Annotated in this window: 21 protein-coding genes; 11 read left to right on the top strand and 10 right to left on the bottom strand. The window is 53.9% G+C overall.

Annotated elements, in window-relative coordinates:
• Positions 1-38: 38 nt before the first annotated feature.
• Positions 39-956 carry a ribonuclease BN gene (gene rbn, locus CJP72_RS19985; protein WP_162383133.1) on the bottom strand — a complete coding sequence of 306 codons (918 nt, stop codon included), beginning with the start codon at positions 954-956 and terminating at the stop codon, positions 39-41.
• Between the two features lie 65 nt (positions 957-1,021).
• On the opposite strand from rbn, the gene CJP72_RS19980 reads away from it, so the two are divergent.
• From CJP72_RS19980 to menE, 8 genes are all read left to right on the top strand, one after another.
• Positions 1,022-1,483, top strand: a complete 462-nt coding sequence (locus CJP72_RS19980; RefSeq protein WP_162383069.1) for a GNAT family N-acetyltransferase — start codon at positions 1,022-1,024, stop codon at positions 1,481-1,483.
• Between the two features lie 53 nt (positions 1,484-1,536).
• On the top strand, positions 1,537-1,842 hold the full coding sequence (elaB, locus tag CJP72_RS19975; RefSeq protein WP_162383068.1) for a stress response protein ElaB: 306 nt from the start codon (positions 1,537-1,539) through the stop codon (positions 1,840-1,842).
• Positions 1,843-1,946: 104 nt separating this feature from the next.
• Positions 1,947-3,245: an isochorismate synthase MenF gene (menF, locus tag CJP72_RS19970; protein ID WP_162383067.1), complete on the top strand. Its 1,299-nt coding sequence runs from the start codon at positions 1,947-1,949 to the stop codon at positions 3,243-3,245.
• Positions 3,246-3,329: 84 nt separating this feature from the next.
• Entirely contained in the window at positions 3,330-5,000 is a 1,671-nt protein-coding gene (menD, locus tag CJP72_RS19965; RefSeq protein WP_162383066.1) for a 2-succinyl-5-enolpyruvyl-6-hydroxy-3-cyclohexene-1-carboxylic-acid synthase, read from the top strand.
• Positions 4,997-5,755: a 2-succinyl-6-hydroxy-2,4-cyclohexadiene-1-carboxylate synthase gene (gene menH / locus CJP72_RS19960; protein WP_162383065.1), complete on the top strand. Its 759-nt coding sequence runs from the start codon at positions 4,997-4,999 to the stop codon at positions 5,753-5,755. Before menD ends, menH begins: the two co-directional genes overlap by 4 nt.
• Before the next feature lie 14 nt (positions 5,756-5,769).
• Positions 5,770-6,627, top strand: coding sequence for a 1,4-dihydroxy-2-naphthoyl-CoA synthase (menB, locus tag CJP72_RS19955; RefSeq protein ID WP_162383064.1), 858 nt, complete (start codon positions 5,770-5,772; stop codon positions 6,625-6,627).
• The gene (gene menC / locus CJP72_RS19950) at positions 6,627-7,589 is read left to right on the top strand and encodes an o-succinylbenzoate synthase (RefSeq protein ID WP_162383063.1); all 963 of its coding nucleotides are present in this window, start codon (positions 6,627-6,629) and stop codon (positions 7,587-7,589) included. The genes menB and menC overlap by 1 nt, the downstream gene beginning before the upstream one ends.
• Positions 7,586-8,965, top strand: a complete 1,380-nt coding sequence (menE, locus tag CJP72_RS19945) for an o-succinylbenzoate--CoA ligase (protein WP_162383062.1) — start codon at positions 7,586-7,588, stop codon at positions 8,963-8,965. Before menC ends, menE begins: the two co-directional genes overlap by 4 nt.
• 4 nt (positions 8,966-8,969) lie before the next feature.
• On the opposite strand, the gene arnF is transcribed toward menE, so the two are convergent.
• The 7 genes from arnF to arnB are packed head-to-tail and all read right to left on the bottom strand — an operon-like array spanning position 8,970 to position 16,343.
• Entirely contained in the window at positions 8,970-9,353 is a 384-nt protein-coding gene (gene arnF / locus CJP72_RS19940; protein ID WP_162383061.1) for a 4-amino-4-deoxy-L-arabinose-phosphoundecaprenol flippase subunit ArnF, read from the bottom strand.
• Positions 9,353-9,688: a 4-amino-4-deoxy-L-arabinose-phosphoundecaprenol flippase subunit ArnE gene (gene arnE / locus CJP72_RS19935; RefSeq protein WP_162383060.1), complete on the bottom strand. Its 336-nt coding sequence runs from the start codon at positions 9,686-9,688 to the stop codon at positions 9,353-9,355. The genes arnF and arnE overlap by 1 nt, the downstream gene beginning before the upstream one ends.
• Entirely contained in the window at positions 9,685-11,340 is a 1,656-nt protein-coding gene (arnT, locus tag CJP72_RS19930; protein WP_162383059.1) for a lipid IV(A) 4-amino-4-deoxy-L-arabinosyltransferase, read from the bottom strand. Before arnT ends, arnE begins: the two co-directional genes overlap by 4 nt.
• A complete protein-coding gene (gene arnD, locus CJP72_RS19925; protein WP_162383058.1) occupies positions 11,340-12,239 on the bottom strand; it encodes a 4-deoxy-4-formamido-L-arabinose-phosphoundecaprenol deformylase in 900 nt (299 codons plus the stop codon). Before arnD ends, arnT begins: the two co-directional genes overlap by 1 nt.
• On the bottom strand, positions 12,236-14,221 hold the full coding sequence (arnA, locus tag CJP72_RS19920) for a bifunctional UDP-4-amino-4-deoxy-L-arabinose formyltransferase/UDP-glucuronic acid oxidase ArnA (protein WP_162383057.1): 1,986 nt from the start codon (positions 14,219-14,221) through the stop codon (positions 12,236-12,238). Before arnA ends, arnD begins: the two co-directional genes overlap by 4 nt.
• Positions 14,218-15,201 carry an undecaprenyl-phosphate 4-deoxy-4-formamido-L-arabinose transferase gene (gene arnC, locus CJP72_RS19915; protein WP_162383056.1) on the bottom strand — a complete coding sequence of 328 codons (984 nt, stop codon included), beginning with the start codon at positions 15,199-15,201 and terminating at the stop codon, positions 14,218-14,220. The genes arnA and arnC overlap by 4 nt, the downstream gene beginning before the upstream one ends.
• 2 nt (positions 15,202-15,203) lie before the next feature.
• Positions 15,204-16,343 (bottom strand): UDP-4-amino-4-deoxy-L-arabinose aminotransferase, encoded by a 1,140-nt coding sequence (arnB, locus tag CJP72_RS19910; protein WP_162383055.1) that lies wholly within the window; start codon positions 16,341-16,343, stop codon positions 15,204-15,206.
• A 281-nt stretch (positions 16,344-16,624) separates the two neighbouring features.
• Here arnB and CJP72_RS19905 point away from each other — a divergent pair, with 281 nt between their 5' ends.
• Positions 16,625-17,230 (top strand): lipopolysaccharide core heptose(II)-phosphate phosphatase, encoded by a 606-nt coding sequence (locus CJP72_RS19905; RefSeq protein ID WP_162383054.1) that lies wholly within the window; start codon positions 16,625-16,627, stop codon positions 17,228-17,230.
• A gap of 72 nt (positions 17,231-17,302) precedes the next feature.
• Here CJP72_RS19905 and nudI read toward each other — a convergent pair whose 3' ends face one another.
• Positions 17,303-17,728 (bottom strand): nucleoside triphosphatase NudI, encoded by a 426-nt coding sequence (gene nudI / locus CJP72_RS19900; protein WP_162383053.1) that lies wholly within the window; start codon positions 17,726-17,728, stop codon positions 17,303-17,305.
• 272 nt (positions 17,729-18,000) lie between these two features.
• On the opposite strand from nudI, the gene CJP72_RS19895 reads away from it, so the two are divergent.
• Both CJP72_RS19895 and CJP72_RS19890 read left to right on the top strand, forming a co-directional pair.
• On the top strand, positions 18,001-18,543 hold the full coding sequence (locus tag CJP72_RS19895; RefSeq protein ID WP_162383052.1) for a YfaZ family outer membrane protein: 543 nt from the start codon (positions 18,001-18,003) through the stop codon (positions 18,541-18,543).
• 124 nt (positions 18,544-18,667) lie between these two features.
• A complete protein-coding gene (locus CJP72_RS19890; RefSeq protein ID WP_162383051.1) occupies positions 18,668-19,864 on the top strand; it encodes a nicotinamide mononucleotide deamidase-related protein YfaY in 1,197 nt (398 codons plus the stop codon).
• Between the two features lie 43 nt (positions 19,865-19,907).
• Here CJP72_RS19890 and CJP72_RS25645 read toward each other — a convergent pair.
• Positions 19,908-20,013, bottom strand: a 106-nt coding sequence (locus CJP72_RS25645) for a hypothetical protein (RefSeq protein WP_238340123.1), incomplete at its 5' end; no start/stop codon positions are given.

Raw genomic sequence — 20,013 nt, 5'->3', positions numbered from 1 at the left:
TGTCACTGTTATCGGCACTGAGGGCAAAAAATGGAGCGTTAAACCGTGAAAACGGCGAAATCGTAAGCCAGTTCGGTCGCAGGGAAGATCGCCTGACACTCTTCCAGCAGTCGCTGACAGCCTTTTTCATCGTAACGCGAACTTACGTGGGTAATGATCAGGCGACCGACGCGCGCCTCCTTCGCCAACAGCGCGGCTTGTCGGGTTGAGCTGTGCCCGCGGCTATTGGCTTTTTCTTCCATTGACGTATCCAGCGTGGTTTCATGCACCATCACATCCACGCCTTTTGCCAGTTCGTACGCGCCGGCACAAGGCGAGGTATCGCCGAAGATCGCCACCGATTTTCCTGCAACGGGCGGCGCGAGAAATTCCGCGCCGTGGATCCATCGACCATCTTCCAGCACGACGCTTTTTCCGGCCTTCAGATCCTGAAAGTGTGGACCGGGCTTAACGCCTGCCGCCTTTAACGCTTTCGCATCCAGCGCGCCGGGTTTGTCGTGCTCTTCAATACGGTAACCGTAGCATTCCAGCGGATGTTCCAGCGTATACGCCGTCACTTTGCGTAAACCATCGTCCAGAATCTCACCGGCGGTGATTTCAATAATCTCCAGCGGATAGTCGGTCCAGGAACCGCTGAGGCGTAATGCGGTTTCAGTGAATTCACGCAAACCACGTGGCCCATAAAGCGTCAGAGGATGGGCGTTGCCTGACATTGAGCGACTGCACAACAGTCCTGGTAAACCAAAAAGGTGATCGCCATGCAGATGGCTAATGAAGATGCGTTCGAGTTTACCCGGATTAAACGCGGTACTGAGCATCTGGTGCTGCGTACCTTCGCCACAGTCAAACAACCATAGCCCAGCCTGCGTAGGGTGCTGTAGATTCAGTAAGGTCGCCGTCACATTGCGTGAGCGTGTAGGAACGCCCGCAGAAGTACCTAAGAAAATGAGTTCCATCATTCCATTACACGTTTGAACTTCAATCTGGCTAGTATAAAGCGAATACGACAAAGGAGCGCACAATGATCCACTGGCAAGATCTTCACCATTCTGAATTATCCGTCACCGCGCTTTACGCGCTGCTCAAATTGCGTTGCGCGGTGTTTGTGGTTGAACAGCAGTGCCCTTATCAGGATGTCGATGGCGACGATCTGGTAGGAGAGAATCGCCATATTCTGGGGTGGCACAACGATGAACTGGTCGCGTATGCGAGGATTCTGAAAAGTGATGACGAACTGGAGCCTGTCGTGATTGGCCGGGTGATTGTCAGTGAAGCACAGCGAGGCGCAAAAGTGGGTGAACAGCTGATGGCTAAAACGTTAGCCTCTTGCGTTAACCACTGGCCGGAAAAGGCATTTTATCTGGGGGCACAGGCGCATCTACAGTCGTTCTATGCGCGTTTTGGCTTTACCCCAGTGACCGGAGTCTATGACGAAGACGGTATTCCCCATATCGGTATGGCGCGGGAGCCTGGACAGGCGTAACCTGGCTCAGTTGTCTATAGTTAGCGGATACGTTAATCGCAAGGGAGAAGACAATGTCATTTCATTCTTATAATTCACGTATCGATGACGACATCGAACTTTTGAGCGAAACGCTGGAAGAAGTTCTGCGCTCCTCGGGCGACCCAGCCGATCAGAAATATGTTGAACTCAAAGCGCGGGCGGAAGCCGCGCTGGAAGAGGTCAAAAATCGTGTGAGTCACGCATCAGACAGCTATTATTACCGGGCAAAACAAGCTGTTTACCTGGCTGATGACTATGTTCATGAAAAACCCTGGCAGGGAATTGGCGCGGGGGCGGCAGTTGGACTGGTGCTCGGATTACTGCTGGCGCGACGTTAAATTCAGTCTTGTAACCGGGATCGCATTTCCTCCCTAAACTGAGGTACTGCAATTTCTTTGCAGTACCCCGTATAATGTGAGGTTTTTAACAGGGAGAGGTCCGCGTGCATTCAATTACTACAGCGCTGGAAAATCTGATGCGTCAGTTGTCGCAAGAGATACCAGCGGCACCCGGAATTCGTGTTTTCGACGTTCCTTTTCCTCTAAACGATGCGTTTGACGCCCTGAGCTGGCTGGCGAGCCAACCCATCTGGCCGCAGTTTTACTGGCAGCAGCGCAATGGCGATGAAGAAGCCGCCGTGCTCGGCGCGGTGGTCTCATTCCGCTCACTGGATTTGGCGCAACAGTTTTTGCGCCTGCATGCGCAACATGCCGATCTGCGAGTCTGGGGACTCAACGCGTTTGAGCCGCAGCGCGGGAACCTGGTGCTGCCGCGCCTGGAGTGGCGGCGCTGTAGCGGGAAGGCGACGTTGCGACTGCATCTCTATAGCGAGCATTCCTTGCGTGAAGATGCTGCAGGCGCGGTTCGCTTTCTCTCCTCGCTGGTGAGCATTAAATCGCTGCCAGCGCTGCATTTGATCCTAACCGATGAAAAACACTCGCCGGATAAAACCGGGTGGGTAAATTTAATCCAGCTCGCAACCCGCACTATCGCTCAGGAACAGCTTGATAAAGTGGTGCTGGCACGGGCGACGGATTTGCAGTTTTCTCGTCCGGTGAATGCCGCGGCGGTGATGGCCTCAAGCCGCCGCCTGAACCTGAACTGTTACCACTTTTTCATGGCATTCTCTGCCGACAGCGCTTTCCTGGGCTCTTCGCCTGAACGCCTCTGGCGGCGGCGTGATACGGCGCTTCGTACTGAAGCGTTGGCCGGGACGGTGGCGAATCATCCCGACGATCACCGTGCCTGGCAACTGGGCGAGTGGCTGATGAAGGACGATAAAAATCAGCGTGAAAATATGCTGGTCGTGGAAGATATCTGTCAGCGACTGCAAAACTGCACCCATACGCTTGATGTTCTCCCTCCACAGGTCCTCAGATTGCGTAAAGTTCAGCATTTGCGGCGTTGCATCTGGACGGCGCTCAATCAGCCGGACGACGCGCTCTGTTTACACCAGTTACAGCCGACGGCGGCGGTCGCGGGCATTCCCCGCGAACTGGCACGTCAATTTATTCAGCAAAATGAACCCTTCGAGCGTGAATGGTACGCGGGTTCGGCGGGCTATTTGTCGCTAAAGCAAAGTGAATTTTGCGTGTCGCTCCGTTCGGCGAAAATTACCACCAATATTGTGAGGTTGTACGCAGGCGCGGGGATTGTGCGCGGCTCAGATCCTGAGCAAGAATGGCAAGAAATAAACAATAAAGCGGCAGGGTTGCGCACTTTATTACAGATGGAAGCGTAATGAGTTACACATTCCCGACTCATATCAAAAATCCATTATTTCGATTCTCTATACTTAGTCGCAATATTGATACCGGACAATCTCATGTCAGTAAGCGCATTTAACCGACGCTGGGCGGCGGTCATTCTGGAAGCTTTAACCCGCCACGGCGTGAGGCATGTATGCATTGCCCCTGGCTCTCGTTCTACGCCATTAACGCTGGCGGCGGCGGAAAATCCTGCTTTTATCCACCACACGCACTTTGATGAGCGTGGGCTGGGCCACCTGGCATTGGGGCTGGCGAAGGTCAGTAAACAGCCGGTTGCGGTGATCGTTACTTCCGGGACGGCGGTGGCTAACCTCTATCCGGCGCTGATCGAAGCCGGACTTACCGGTGAAAAACTCATTTTGCTCACGGCGGATCGTCCGCCAGAATTGATCGACTGTGGCGCCAATCAGGCGATTCGCCAGTCAGGGATGTTTGCTTCACATCCTTCGCAGACACTCTCTTTACCGCGACCGACTCAGGATATTCCGGCAAGCTGGCTGGTTTCTACGCTTGATAATGCGCTTGCCTCGTTACATGCCGGGGCAGTCCATATCAACTGTCCCTTTGCGGAGCCGCTGTATGGCGAGATGGACGATACAGGCGTTGAGTGGCAGCAGCATCTTGGCGACTGGTGGCAGGACGATAAGCCCTGGCTGCGCGAGGCGCGTCGACTGGAGAGTGAAAAACAGCGTGACTGGTTCTTCTGGCGGCAAAAGCGCGGCGTGGTGGTTGCCGGGCGGATGAGCGCGGAAGAGGGCAAGAAAGCCGCGCTTTGGGCGCAAACGCTGGGCTGGCCGCTGATTGGCGATGTGCTGTCGCAAACCGGACAGCCGCTGCCTTGTGCCGATCTCTGGTTGGCTAATGCGAAGGCCGTTACCGAACTACAGCAGGCGCAAATTGTCGTGCAATTGGGCAGTAGCCTGACCGGTAAACGTGTTCTTCAATGGCAGGCCAGCTGCTCTCCGCAAGAGTACTGGATTATCGACAATATCGAAGGCCGTCTGGATCCAGCTCACCATCGCGGGCGCCGGCTGGTGTCGAAAATTGCCGACTGGCTGGATCTGCACCCGGCCGAGAAACGCAATCCCTGGTGCGTGGAGATCCCGCGTCTGGCCGAGCAGGCATGGCAAGCGGTGGTTGCCCGTCGCGAAAGTTTTGGCGAGGCTCAACTGGCTCACCGAATCCGCGAATATTTGCCAGAACAGGGGCAACTGTTCGTGGGGAACAGCCTGGTGGTGCGACTGATTGATGCGCTGTCGCAATTGCCTGCCGGGTATCCGGTATACAGTAACCGGGGCGCGAGCGGGATTGACGGCTTACTCTCAACGGCTGCGGGCGTCCAGCGGGCGAGCGCGAAATCGACGCTGGCGATTGTGGGCGACTTGTCGGCGCTTTACGATCTTAATGCGCTGGCGTTATTGCGTCAGGTCTCCGCACCATTCGTGCTGATCGTTGTGAACAATAATGGTGGGCAAATTTTCTCACTGTTACCCACTCCGCAGAGCGAACGCGAACGTTTTTATCTGATGCCGCAAAACGTCCATTTTGACCATGCGGCGGCCATGTTCAATTTGAAATACCATCGTCCGGAAAACTGGGCTGAGCTGGAAGACGCGCTGGCGGGCGCGTGGCGAACTCCGACAGCGACAGTGATTGAGCTGGTGGTTAATGACACCGACGGTACGCAAACGCTGCAACAGTTATTAGCGCAGGTCAGCCACCTGTGACCCTGCATGCCCACGCAGTAAAGGGTCAGCCGGGCTCGCCCTGGCTGGTCTTTTTGCATGGGTTTTCCGGCGATTGTCGTGAATGGCAAACGGTTGGCGAGCAGTTTCAGACCTGCTCGCGGTTGTATGTTGACTTGCCAGGGCACGGCGGTTCCGCAACGCTGCGTGTGGAAGGGTTTAGCGATGTGATGGCGTTGCTGCGCCAAACCTTGCTGAGTTACAACATACTTAACTACTGGCTGGTGGGATACTCCCTGGGCGGCAGGGTGGCGATGATGGCGGCGAGCCAGGGGATGCCCGGACTGTGTGGTCTGGTCGTTGAAGGCGGTCATCCAGGATTGCAACGCGAGGCTGAACGAGAGTCACGCCGATGCTCTGATCGTCGCTGGGCGGAACGTTTTCGTCATGAACCGCTGCGTGACGTTTTTAACGACTGGTATCTGCAGCCGGTTTTTGCCTCGCTGAACGCGCAGCAACGAGAAGCACTGGTCGCACTGCGTAGCCAGAACAACGGCGAAACGCTGGCGGCGATGCTGGAAGCAACGTCGCTTGGCGTGCAACCTGATTTACGTGATGCGCTTAATGCGCGTACATTTGCGTTTTATTATTTATGTGGCGAGCGGGACAGTAAATTTCGCGCACTGGCGAGCGAACTGTCTGTGCCTGTCCATGTGATTCGTAATGCCGGACACAACGCGCATCGGGAAAATCCCGCAGGCGTGGTGGAAAGTCTGGCTCAGATTCTGCGTCTCTGACTAAAGGACACACTATGATCTACCCTGATGAAACAATGCTTTACGCACCGGTTGAATGGCATGATTGCTCCGAGGGCTACACTGACATTCGTTATGAGAAATCCACCGATGGTATCGCAAAAATCACCATTAACCGTCCGCAGGTACGCAACGCATTTCGTCCTGTGACCGTCAAAGAGATGATCCAGGCGCTGGCGGATGCGCGTTATGACGACAACATCGGCGTGATTGTTCTGACCGGCGCTGGCGACAAAGCGTTTTGCGCAGGCGGCGATCAGAAAGTTCGCGGCGACTACGGCGGCTATCAGGATGACTCCGGCGTCCATCATCTCAACGTGCTGGACTTCCAGCGCCAGATCCGTACCTGTCCGAAGCCGGTTGTGGCGATGGTCGCTGGGTACTCCATCGGCGGCGGCCACGTACTGCATATGATGTGCGACCTGACTATCGCCGCGGAAAACGCGGTATTTGGTCAGACTGGCCCGAAAGTCGGTTCCTTCGACGGCGGCTGGGGCGCGTCTTACATGGCTCGTATTGTCGGTCAGAAAAAAGCGCGTGAAATTTGGTTCCTGTGCCGTCAGTACGACGCGAAGCAGGCGCTGGACATGGGCCTGGTCAACACCGTGGTTCCGCTGGCGGATCTGGAAAAAGAGACCGTTCGCTGGTGCCGTGAAATGCTGCAAAACAGCCCGATGGCGCTGCGTTGCCTGAAAGCGGCGCTGAACGCTGACTGTGATGGTCAGGCGGGTCTGCAGGAACTGGCCGGTAATGCCACCATGCTGTTCTATATGACGGAAGAAGGTCAGGAAGGCCGTAACGCCTTTAACCAGAAACGTCAGCCTGATTTCAGTAAATTCAAACGGAATCCGTAATGCGTAGCGCGCAGGTATACCGCTGGCAGATCCCCATGGACGCGGGGGTGGTTCTGCGCGATCGGCGGTTAAAAACTCGCGACGGTTTGTATGTCTGTCTTCGTGACGGCGAGCGCGAAGGGTGGGGGGAGATCTCCCCACTGCCGGGCTTTAGCCAGGAAACCTGGGAAGAGGCGCAGACCGTCCTGTTAGCGTGGGTTAACGACTGGCTTGCGGGGGTATCCTCGCTGCCGGAGACGCCGTCCGTGGCCTTTGGCGCCAGCTGTGCGCTGGCGGAGCTGGAAGGCACCTTGCCCGAAACGGCTGATTACCGTGCAGCGCCGTTGTGTACCGGTGATCCTGATGATCTGGTACTCCAGCTTGCTGATATGCCTGGCGAAAAAGTGGCGAAGGTAAAAATCGGTCTCTACGAAGCTGTCCGCGATGGCATGGTCGTTAATCTGTTACTGGAGGCGATTCCGGATCTGCATTTACGCCTGGATGCCAACCGTGCCTGGACACCGCTGAAAGCGCAGCAGTTTGCGAAATATGTGAACCCGGATTTCCGTTCCCGCATTGCCTTTCTCGAAGAACCGTGCAAAACCCGGGATGATTCCCGCGCGTTTGCCCGTGAAACTGGCATTGCAATTGCCTGGGACGAAAGTCTGCGCGAGGCCGATTTTACCTTTATGGCCGAAGAGGGCGTCAGCGCGGTGGTGATCAAACCGACCTTGACCGGCAGTCTGGCAAAAGTACGCGAACAGGTTCAGGCAGCGCATGCGCTCGGACTGACCGCCGTGATCAGCTCTTCCATCGAATCCAGTCTGGGTTTGACGCAGCTGGCGCGCATTGCAGCCTGGCTGACGCCAGACACGATTCCTGGTCTGGATACGTTAAGCCTGATGCAAATTCAACAGTTGCGTACCTGGCCGGGAAGTGCTCTGCCGTGCGTGGACGTTGATGCCCTGGAACGTCTGCTATGATCTTCCCTGACTGGCCGTGGCGGTACTGGCGGCAGGTTCGGGGGGATGCGCCAGCCTTACGCCTGAATGACGAGGTGTTAAGCTGGCGCGCGCTCTGTACACGTATTGATCGCCTGGCGGCGGGGTTTGCCGCCCAGGGCGTGGAAGAAGGCCGTGGTGTGATGCTACGCGCCTGGAATCATCCGCAGTCCCTGTTGGCCTGGCTCGCCCTGTTACAATGCGGCGCGAGAATTCTGCCCGTCAATCCGCAACTGCCTCAACCCCTGTTGGACGCTCTGTTACCTGAACTCACTTTGCGCTTTGCGCTGGTGCTGGACGGGGACAATAGCTTTCCTGAGCTGACTCCGTTGCAGATGCAGGAAATGGAAAGCGGTTATGCCTGTACATGGCAGCCGCAGCGTCTGAGTTCCATGACGCTGACTTCTGGCTCGACGGGATTGCCCAAAGCGGCGGTGCACAGTTGTCACGCGCATCTGGCCAGTGCAGAGGGTGTTTTATCGTTGATGCCTTTTGGGGAAGGCGATGACTGGCTTCTCTCGTTGCCGCTGTTTCATGTCTCTGGTCAGGGTATTTTATGGCGTTGGCTGTTTGCCGGCGCGCGAATGACCGTGCGCGACAAACAGCCGCTGGAGCAGATGCTGGCAGGCTGTACTCACGCCTCTCTGGTGCCGACGCAACTCTGGCGTTTGCTTACCAACCGTTCATCGGTCACCTTAAAAGCGGTGCTGTTAGGCGGTGCGGCGATCCCGGTTGAGCTGACAGAAAAGGCACAGGAGCAGGGAATTCGCTGCTGGTGCGGTTACGGTTTGACCGAGTTTGCTTCCACGGTGTGTGCGAAAGAGGCGGATGGACTGGGCGATGTTGGCTCGGCGTTGCCGGGGCGGGAAGTTAAGATCGTCAATGACGAGGTCTGGTTGCGTGCCGCCAGCATGGCAGAAGGATACTGGCGCAACGGCCAACTGATACCGTTAGTCAATGACCTGGGCTGGTTTGCCACTCGCGATCGCGGTGTGTTGCAAAACGGCAGGCTGACGATTGCGGGGCGTCTGGATAATCTGTTTTTCAGCGGCGGTGAGGGGATCCAGCCTGAAGAAGTGGAGCGTGTGATCACCGCGCACCCCCACGTGTTACAGGCCTTTGTGGTGCCTGTTGAAGACCGCGAATTTGGCCATCGTCCGGTGGCGGTGGTTGAATATGACGCTCAGGCTGAAAACATGGACCTCGCCGAGTGGGTTCAGGGTAAACTGGCGCGCTTTCAGCAACCTGTTCGCTGGTTGACACTCCCGTCAGCGTTGAAAACCGGTGGCATCAAAATTTCTCGCCGCGCACTGCTGGAGTGGGTTCAGACAGTGGAAGCGTCTGATGATGAAAAGTGACGGGTCAGGTTCGGCGTGCTGAGGGTATAAAAATCATCATTAGCCCGGCCATAATGCACGCAACACCTGGCAGCGCTTTCAGAGAGAACGCGCCCTGCATTCCAGGTAGCACCATCGATGCAATCCAGACGAGAATATAACTGAGACTCAGTAAGGCGTAGGCCTTACTGAGTTCGAGATGATGCAGTGCGTTATGCCAGCAAAAGACGGAAGCCAGATAGCCCAGCAGTCCGGAAAATAACGCGATGGTACTGGCGTGATCGGCAAACAGCGCCGCGATGAAGGCGACTGGATGCAGCATAGGCGGCAATGACGCCATGGCAAAGCCAAGACTCAACTGGGCTGCCGACGTCATCAAGACGCTGAGAAGTCCCCACAGTAATCCCATTATACCGCGCTCCCAAGCAAAAAAATGCCGGTGATAATCAGCCCGACGCCAAGCCAATGGCGAACAGAGACGGGCTCATGCCAAATTTTCCAGGCTGCCAGCGTTACCCAGACAAAGTTAAGACTGAGCATCGGGTAGGCAATGCCGACGGGAATCGTTTGTAAAACCAGTAACCACAGCACCATTGCCGAACCGAGGCAGGCCAGCGCAAGACCGAGCCACAGGGCAATGTGACGTTTTCGGTCGCGCGAATGAACAGGGCGGGTTGCTTGCTTCTGGCATAACTGTCCGCCAACGCTGAGCAAACTGGCTAACACTAAGACAGGCCAAATCATTTGGGATAGTACTGAATTAGCACCAGACGCCCCTGATTATCAATATTATCAGCAGGCGGTATGGCAAGGTCTTTGATGTCTTCATCTCTTGAAACGGAAAGCACGAGTGAAATTTTCCCCTCCTGACGATGTTGACTGAGCCAGTCATTAAAATCAGCGCGGCTAACAAAACGGCCTTTTGCATCCGGGTAATGGAGACCATATTTTAGCTCTCCTTTCTGCCCGTACATGATGATGTCATCTCGCTTCAGACTCCAGGCCAGACCGGCAGCGACACCAACGCCATCAGTCAGAATGAAACGACTTGATGCCAGCGACTCCCGGGTCATCTCGACGAAAAATTGCGGTTGCTTCGATTCCATAACCCGATCGGGGATCGAAAAACCAAAGAATATTGCCAGTCCCAGTGGACTCAACGCAGAGTAGATCCATGTGGCGCGGGGGTTACCCAGGGTATACCAGCCAAAAAATGTCCAGATAGCGAAGATTCCCCATGAACAAAAGACTTTGTACAGTTCGATATGTACCCAGATGGGGGACTTCAACGGTCCCCAGGGGGAGACGATAAAGGTCGCGATGATCCCGATAACGCCAAAAGCGATGTTAATCCAGGCATTGGCATGCAGCGCGCGGCTCTCTTTTTGGGCCGCCTGTCGGCCGTAATGCGCCATTAAGATGGCTAACGGTGCGAAACAGGAAAGCACATAGGTTGGCAATTTTCCCCTGGCGATACTGAAAAAGAGCAGAGGCATCACGATCCAGCATAACAAATAGCCGGTAGTGCGTGCGGCATCGCGGTTTTTCCAGCCCGCCCACAGTGAACCGGGGAGGAGTCCCAGCCACGGAAGCGTTCCCGCGACTAACACAGGCAGGTAGTACCAGACCGGAGCTTTATGCTGGGCGTCGTCCATCGCGAAACGTTGAATGTGTTCGACCCAGAAGAAATAGTGCCAGAAATCCGGCTCGCGCAGGGCGATGGCAATCCCCCACGGAAGTACGATAGCAATACAGCTCAGGATCGCCAGTCCGCCGTAAATGAACAGATCTTTCCCGCGTTTTTGGACAACCACCCACGGCAGCACGCTAACCACCGGCACGGCCAGCGCAAGAAAACCTTTGGTCATCACCCCCATACCGCAGGCTACGCCCAGCAGAAGGAAAGCGATGATTTTGGCTTTTGTTGACGTCGCCTGCATGCCTTCCCAAAAGCAGCACATACCGGCCATTAACCACAGGGCGATCATTGGGTCGAGTACGGCGTAAGTGCCAATGCTGTACACCGCAAACATTGTCAGATAGATAACACAGGCGAGGGTGGCGGTGCGTTTATCCTGCCAGAGTCGGAATGCAAGCCAGCCCACCAGTAATGCGGTGAGGAATGTTGCAACGATGACTCCAGCCCGAACGCCAAAATTGGTGGAGCCAAATAACCACTGCCCGAGACTGTTGAGCCAGTAACCCGCAATGGGTTTTTCAAAATAGCGTAATCCCAGAAAATGCGGAACTACCCAGTCGCCGGAGGTCAGCATCTCACGGCTGATTTCGGCGTAGCGTGATTCATCAGGCTGCCAGAGCAGGCGACTGTTTATGGGGAGAATATAATAGAGCGCAAAAAATGTGGCGAATGCCAGATAGTAACGTAGAGATTTCATCAAGTGTCACTCACCTGTTGCTGGCAGCCCAGCCAGCCTTCTCTGCCTGCGATTTTGCCACGAACAATTTTCCCCGCAGGTAATGCCTCCGGCGAGGCCGGAAGTAAATCGCCAAGAGGGCAGAAAACAATCCCCGCCTGTGCAGCACGAATGAGCAGGTCTTCAAATTCTTGATGATGGGCAATACCTTCAACTTCGGCGTGAATGGTATAGACCGGGGTGCCTTCGCTCATCGCTATACGGGAGAGGAGCCAGGTATTGAAATCCTCTGCCTTCACTTCCCGTCCTACCACTTCATCCCAGGTGGGGAGCGTGACGGGGATCTGCGGTGTGCCCATTTGGCCTGAATCCAGTATGGGGCGAAATAATGATGTCCCCCGACAGTCGCTGTTATAGCGCAAATGGAAGGTTTCTTTTGCGTCAACGACGCGCTGGTCGGCGCGCCAGCCCGCGACGGCGGAGCAGGTGACGGGGCGTCCGGTTATCGCCTCCAGCGCCGTGATACCTTGTGCGATATCGTTAATCAGCGCGGAGTCATCCCAGCTTCCGCTGTGGGTCTGCCAGGCATGATGATCCCAGGCGTGCAGCCCCGTTTCGTGACGCTCTGCGGTATCACGGATAATTTGTGCATTCGCAGTCCCAATCTCTTTACCCGGCCAGGCGGTGCCTGCCAGCAGGATATCCCAGCCGTAAAGCGATGCCGCGTTTGAACGCAACATTTTCCACAGAAATTGGGGCTTCACGAGACGCCAGAGATGGCGCCCCATGTTATCGGGACCGACACTGAAGAAAAAACTTGCCCGAATTTGATATCGGTTCAACGTCTCCAGAAGACGAGGTACGCCTTCGCGCGTCCCCCGGAAGGTATCGACGTCAATACGCAAGCCCACGGTTGTCATGATGCGTGTTCCGTTAAATCCACGCTGCGTAAGAAGAAGTCCAGCGTCTCTTCGATGGTTTCATCCATAGCTATGGACGGTTCCCAATTCAGACAGCGCTTTGCATTGCGGATATTGGGTTTGCGGTGCTCGACGTCCTGATAACCTTTACCGTAATAACTGCTGCTTTCTACCACCCGGAAACCGGCAAATGGCGGGAAATGCTGACGCAGCGGGTGTTTCTCGAAACGACTGAGCAACATTTCCGCCAGCTCCTGGATGCTCGCTTCATTATCCGGGTTACCGATGTTAATGATTTCGCCATCGCAACGTCCCCCTTCATTTTCAATGATGCGGAATAACGCCTCAATGCCGTCGCGAATATCGGTAAAGCAGCGTTTCTGTTTTCCGCCTTCAATGAGCTTGATGGGAGAACCTTCAACCAGATTCAGGATCAACTGGGTAATGGCGCGCGAACTGCCAATACGGGCGGCATCAAGGCTGTCCAGACGCGGTCCCATCCAGTTGAAAGGGCGAAAAAGGGTGAACTGTAAGCCTTCTTTCTCGCCGTAAGCCCAAATTACGCGGTCCAATAATTGCTTGGAAACCGAGTAAATCCAGCGTGGTTTATTCACCGGTCCGACAATGAGATTCGAGCTATCCTCATCAAAAACGTTATCTGTACACATACCGTAGACTTCAGAGGTCGACGGGAAAATAATCCGTTTACGGTATTTCACGCAGTAGCGGATGATTCTCAGGTTTTCTTCAAAATCGAGCTCGAAAACGCGCAGCGGGTTACGGGTATATTCAATGGGCGTCGCAATCGCTACCAGCGGCAACACGACATCGCATTTTTTGACATGATATTCAATCCATTCAGAATGAATGCTGATGTCACCTTCCACGAAATGAAAGCGCGGATGATTGAGAAAACGTCCAATCGCATCGCTACCAATGTCCAGACCATAAACTTCGTAGTTCTCTTCGCGCAGCAACCGTTCGGTCAAATGGTTACCAATAAAGCCGTTAACACCGAGGATCAGCACGCGGGTACGCCGTGTGCGGGTGGAAACAGACGGCGTATTCAGGCGAGACCCCGTCACCAGGCCCAGCGCCAGCGCCAGCTGCGAGCCTTGCATATAGATACCGTCACCGGCTTGCCCGGTGACAATCTCCAGTGCGCCATCAGCGCAGGCGATCAGTAACGGGTTAATGGAGATAACAGTGCCCGCCGGATGTTTAACAGGTATCTCAGGATGTACGCGTGATGACCAGATTGTGAACTTTTGGGTGCCGACGTAGCTAAAGGCGCCAGGCCAGGGATCTGTCACCGCGCGAACCATATTATGTAATTCTGCCGCGGGTTTCTTCCAGTCAAGAACACTGTCTTCTGGTGTGCGACGTCCATAACAACTGGCGTCGGACTCCCGCTGAGGTACCTCTTCAATGTGGTCTTTTTTAATGGCGGGCAGAATGTCGGCCAGTAACTGACGGGCGGTCTGACATAATTTTCGATGCAGGGTGATTGCGACATCTTCTGGAGCGATGGCGACGCGTTGTTGAGCGATAATCGCCCCCGCATCAGCCCGTTTCACCATGCGGTGAAGCGTCACGCCCGTTTCGGTTTCGCCATTGACTAATACCCAGTTTAGCGGCGCACGACCCCGGTATTTGGGCAGCAGTGAACCGTGAAGATTGAATGCGCCTGCCGGGGCGAGAGACAAAATGTCATCACTCAGTAAATGGCGATAGTAAAATGAGAAAATAACATCAGGGGCGAACTGGCGAATACGTTCGATCCACAAAGGGTGATTGACATCGTCCGGGGCAAAAACCGGGATGCCGGCATCCGCGCCCAGGCGGGACACCGAACCAAAAAATGCTTTTTCTCCGGGGTTATCGGTGTGCGTAAAAATAGCGGCTATTTCATAACCTGCGTCCAGTAATGCCTCAATTCCCTGACATCCCATATCGTGATACGCGAAGACGACGGTTTTCATGCGTGGCTTTCCTCAATTGACTGCGGGTTTTCCGGACGGATAACGTGCTGGACAAAATAGCGGGGACGGGCGCGGACATCGTTGTAGATGCGACCGATATATTCGCCAAGTAACCCCATACCGATAAACTGCGCGCCGATAAACGTAAACAGAACGGCAAACAGCATAAACACCCCCTCAGCGGCCCACTGAGGTCCGAGCGTCAGTCGAAGGACGACAAGAAGTACTGCCAGCGTAAAACCGGAAGCGGCGATCACGCTGCCCAACAGACTTAACATACGCAGAGGTGTGGTCGTCAGGCAGGTCACAAGGTCATACATCAAATTGATCAGACGCATGAAGCTGTATTTGGAATCACCAAATTCACGCTCTGCATGATGCACCGGAATTTCCGTGGCGCGACGGGCGAAAATATTGGCCAGAATGGGGATGAATGTGCTGCGTTCCTGGCAATGCAGCATGGCATCGACGATGTGACGACGGTAAGCACGCAGCATGCAACCATAGTCTCCCATCGCTTTGCCCGTGGTCCGTTGAATCAAATGATTGATCATTCGGGAGGCTGTTTTGCGAAACAGGCTGTCCTGCCGGTTTTGGCGTACTGTGCCGACGACATCAAATCCCTCGTCTGCGGTCGCGACCAGGCGCGGGATCTCTTCTGGCGGATTTTGCAGATCGGCGTCCAGAGTGATGATCAAATCTCCTGTGACGTGACTGAAACCGGCCATGATGGCCGAATGTTGACCATAGTTGCGATTCAATAACACAGCCACAACATGGCTGCCATAGCCCTGAGAGGCATTGATCAGCAGTTCTGCTGAGCTGTCGCTACTGCCATCATCCACCAGCAAAATTTCATACTCTTTGCCAAGCTGTTGGCATGCGGCATTCGTTCTTCTGAGCAGTTCAGGCAGGCTTTCTTGTTCGTTATAAACAGGGATAACAATCGAAACTTTCTTAATGGGGGCGGCGTCAAACATCGTTATTGTCCTGCTAACTGTTGGAGCGCCGTAATGACGCGCTCAGTATCATCGGAAGTCATATCGGGAAATAACGGCAGTGAGCAGATACGCGCGCTGTTCCACTCGGTATTCGCAAGCCGCAGATCTTTGAAACGCTCACGGTAATATTTTTGTGTATGGGCGGCGCGAAAATGAAGACCTGTACCCATCCCTTTGGCCTTCAGCGCCTCCATGAGCGCGTCCCTGTCGATTCCACAACGTGCTTCATCAACGCGGATAATAAACAGGTGCCAGGCATGGACATGCGCCCAGGTGGGCAGAGCCAGCGGTTGAAAGGGGGTATTCGCCAGCGCCTGTTGATAGCGCTGGGCAATCTCCGCCCGACGGGCATTAAGTTGCTCCAGCTTACGCAGCTGTACCAGAGCGATAGCGGCATTAATGTCGGTCAAATTGTATTTAAAACCGGGAGAGATAACCTCGGCCTGTGGCGCACGGCCATAGGTTTGCCGGTCATAAGCATCAACGCCCAGTCCATGAAATTTAAGGCTGCGAAGCTGTTGGGCGAGTGCGTTGTTATCCGTGACAATTAACCCGCCTTCCGCACAGGTGACGTTTTTGATGGCATGGAAAGAGAAAATGGCGGTGCCGCGCCAGCCGACATGGTGTCCCTGATAGCGCGTGCCAGCAGCATGGGCGGCGTCCTCAATAATCGGAATGCCGTAGCGATCGCCAATCGCGTAAATCGCGTCCATATCGGCCGGTGCGCCCGCGTAATGCACCGGGATAATGGCTTTGGTACGCGGCGTGATCGCCGATTCGATTTGTTCCGGCGTGACCATCAACGTGTCGCGATCAACATCGATCATCACGGGAGTCGCGCCCAGCAACACAATCATGTTGAGCGTGGAAACCCAGGTCATTGACGGTGTAATCACCTCGTCGCCTGCGCCGATGCCAAGCGCCATGAGCGTGATGTGCATTCCTGCGGTGGCAGAACTCACGGCAATGGCATGCTGGTTTCCGGTTAGCGTACAAAAGGCGTCTTCTAACGCCTGGTTTTTGGGACCGGTGGTGATCCATCCAGAGTCCAGAACTTCCCGGACAGCAGCAAGTTCTGCCTCACCTATCGCAGGGCGGGAAAAAGGCAAAAAGTCAGACATCATATTTCCTTTAGCCGTGAAACGCGGTCACCTGTATATTTTTAGAAATGATAAAAAGCAGAGTGCAATGTTAACTATTTCATTTGATCATGCAGATTAGAGATTGAATATTAATTTAACCTTAAGAACTTAAGATGGGTGGTAAATAATATAATGTTTATGCTTTTAACTATTTATTTTTTGCCTTTATCCTTTTTTTAAGGCATTTTGCGTTTATTGCTTTTTTATTATCGAGCTGTCCTGATGGGGCGGTTTATCTGTTTTGATGGGTGGAAAATATCGTGTTAGCATTGACACTACGTTCAGTAAAATCTAAAAAAAATATCGCTATCTTGATGATGGCATTCGTGATTATGGCTGGACTCAATACCCGGTTAGCCTGGAGCAGCAACGGATTACCCCGGATCGACAGCGAGACGGTAGCGGCGATCGCCCAGCAGCATCCTGTCGTGGTGTTATTCCGCCACGCTGAGCGTTGTGATCGCTCCAGCAACGAATGTCTGTCGGATAAAACCGGTATTACTGTTAACGGAGCATATAACGCCAGAGCACGTGGTCGCGCGTTTAGTGAAAAGATGAAAGATTACGATCTCTATTCCAGCAATGCGGTGCGTACAATCCAGTCAGCCACCTGGTTTTCTGCCGACAAAAAAGTCACCGTCGATAAAAATATGCAGGAATGCGGTCACCGTATTTATCGTTCAATTGAAGCATTACAGGCAAAATCACAAAACAAAAATGTGGTGATATTTACGCACAATCATTGTTTATCTTATATTGTGAAGGATAAGCGCGGTGTCAAATTTGAGCCTGACTATCTGGATTCGCTGGTGATGCATTCGGAGAATGGGAAGCTGATACTGGATGGTGAACTCGTTTTCAGATAAGTGAAACGCATGAGGTTATTATGACAGCGTGAGAAACGTCGTGATAATAACCTTTAATTATGTTGGGTCTAATTACAACAGACCTTTTAACGATAACGTTTTGCGGGTGGCGACATTGAGATCGTAACCTGCAAGGTCTTCCGGTTTTACCCAGGCCCAGTCCTGGAACTCTTCATTAATTTGTACATCGCGATTCGCTGAAACACAGTCAAAAATAAGATAAATCATATAGATTTCTTCCTGACGACCATCCGCATACGTCTTGGTGCGAATATCATCGCTGAAAGTCCAGGGAGTAATCCCGGTCAGAATGAGTTGCTCGCCAAGTTCTTCCCTGACTTCCCGGCGCAAGGCTTCTTCGATACGTTCACCTGGTTCAACGCCGCCGCCGGAGAGCGCCCACTGACCGGGAAATACGCCACGGTCATCGGCCATTTTGCATAATAGATAACAGCCATCATTCTGAATTAATGGGCAAACAATAGTCCTTTGACGCATTACTATATTCCTTGCAGGAGAGGGGAAGGGCCGATAAAGAATACGGATACCGGGGCACCTGTGGAAGTGATTATTTTGCCATAAAGATCGTCACAATACGGTTATTGTTTCTGTTAATTTAAAGTATGTAACCATTTAGAAACGTTATGAGTAGTATTTGGTTACAATATGCTATCGGATCGCTTTTTTAGATCATTGATTCCTGGTGTACTGGCAGTACAATCCTGCGGTTTTGGGGTATTAAATTTATTTGCTTGCTGGAAAGGGAAAAAATGAAAAAAAACGTTTTATTCGGTCTTGCTGGGATACTGTTTGTTTCTGCGTCAGCGAATGCAATCAGTATTAGCGGGCAGGCTGGTGAGGAGTACACTAACCTTGCTGTTGGTATCGGTACGGAATCTTCTGGACTGGCGTTGAGCGGTAACTGGATGCATAGCGACGACGACGGCGATACGGCAGGCCTTGGCCTTGGCGTGAACATCCCGTTGGGACCGTTTATGGCGACCGTTGGCGGAAAAGGTCTTTGGACCAACCCGCAAGATAACGATGAAGGTTATGCTGCCGCAGTCGGCGGTGGTTTACAGTGGAAGATCGGCCAAAACTTTAACCTGTTTGGCGAGTATTACTACTCTCCGGATTCGCTCTCCAGCGGAATTGAGAGCTATGAAGAGGCGAATGCAGGCGCGCGTTTAAATATTCTGCGTCCGCTGAGCATCGAAGCCGGATACCGTTATTTGACCCTCACAGGGAAAGACGGTGCGCCTGATAATACGATTGCTGATGGCCCGTATGTGGGTGTGAGCGCCAGCTTCTGATCCTGATGGCGCGACCTTCGTCGCGCCTGCTTTATCCTCACTCTTCTCCTCCTCTCGGTTTCTTCCCCCTCTCTGCGCGTTTTGCGTTATATACTCCTCATACTTCAAGTTGCAGGAGAACACGATGTTAAACGTGGAGATGTTATCCACCGGTGATGAAGTGTTGCACGGACAAATCGTGGACACCAATGCCGCCTGGCTGGCTGATTTTTTCTTTAACCAGGGAGTGCCGTTATCACGTCGAAATACGGTGGGTGACAATCTTGACGCCCTGGTCGCGGTGTTACGTGAACGTAGCGAACAGGCTGATGTGCTCATCGTCAACGGTGGTCTGGGACCCACCAGCGATGATCTGAGTGCGCTGGCTGCGGCGACGGCAAAAGGTGAAGAGCTGGTGCTTCATGAGGCCTGGCTGGCGGAAATGGAACGTTTCTTTCGCGAGCGCGGGCGAGTCATGGCGCCCGCTAACCGCAAGCAGGCTGAACTGCCTGCCAGCGCCGAGTTTATCAATAACCCAGTGGGGACGGCGTGCGGATTCGCCCTAAAGCTCAATCGTTGTCTGATGTTTTTTACGCCGGGCGTCCCGTCCGAATTTAAGGTGATGGTCGAACATGAAATTCTTCCGCGTTTACGGGAGCGTTTTTCACTGCCTCAACCTCCGCTTTGTCTGCGTTTGACCACGTTCGGGCGTTCGGAAAGCGAGCTTGCACAACGTCTTGATTCACTGGCACTGCCGCCGGGCGTCACGATGGGGTATCGCTCCTCAATGCCGATCATTGAGCTGAAACTCACCGGACCTGACTCGCAGCGCGCCGCGATGCAGGCGATATGGCCGCAGATCAAACGTGTCGCCGGGCAAAGTATGATTTTCGAGGGTGTTGAAGGGCTGCCGGCGCAAATTGCCCGTTGCTTACAAGAGCGCCAACTGAGCCTGACCCTGAGCGAGCAATATACCGGCGGTCTGTTAGCGCTTCAGCTCTCACGTGCGGGCGCACCATTGCTGGCCAGTGAAGTGGTGCCCTCTCAGGAAGAAACGCTGGATCAGACCGCGCACTGGACGACGGAGCGGCGTAGCAACCATTACGCCGGGCTGGCGTTAGCTGTTTCAGGCCTCGAAAACGAACACCTCAATTTTGCACTGGCGACACCGGAAGGCACGTTCGCTTTACGTGTGCATCTCAGCGTTAATCGGCACAGTGTGCAGGTGCGTCAGGAGGTCTGTGCCATGATGGCGTTGAACATGTTACGTCGCTGGTTAAACGGGATGGACATCGCCAGCGAACATGGCTGGATTGACGTGGTTGAATCGCTGTCGGTATAGCTCTGAAATACCCGATGGCGCTACGCCATCGGGTAAGACGCTATCAACCCAGCGCTTGCGCTAACAGCGTGATCGGATGTTCGCAACGTTTGCTGGTGGACATCTCGATTTGCCATTTACAGGTTTCGCAGTCGGTGACCACGATATCT

The sequence above is a fragment of the Citrobacter sp. NCU1 genome, assembly GCF_010231475.1.
Taxonomy (GTDB): domain Bacteria; phylum Pseudomonadota; class Gammaproteobacteria; order Enterobacterales; family Enterobacteriaceae; genus Citrobacter_D.
This window is presented reverse-complemented; position numbering and strand designations above follow the sequence as displayed.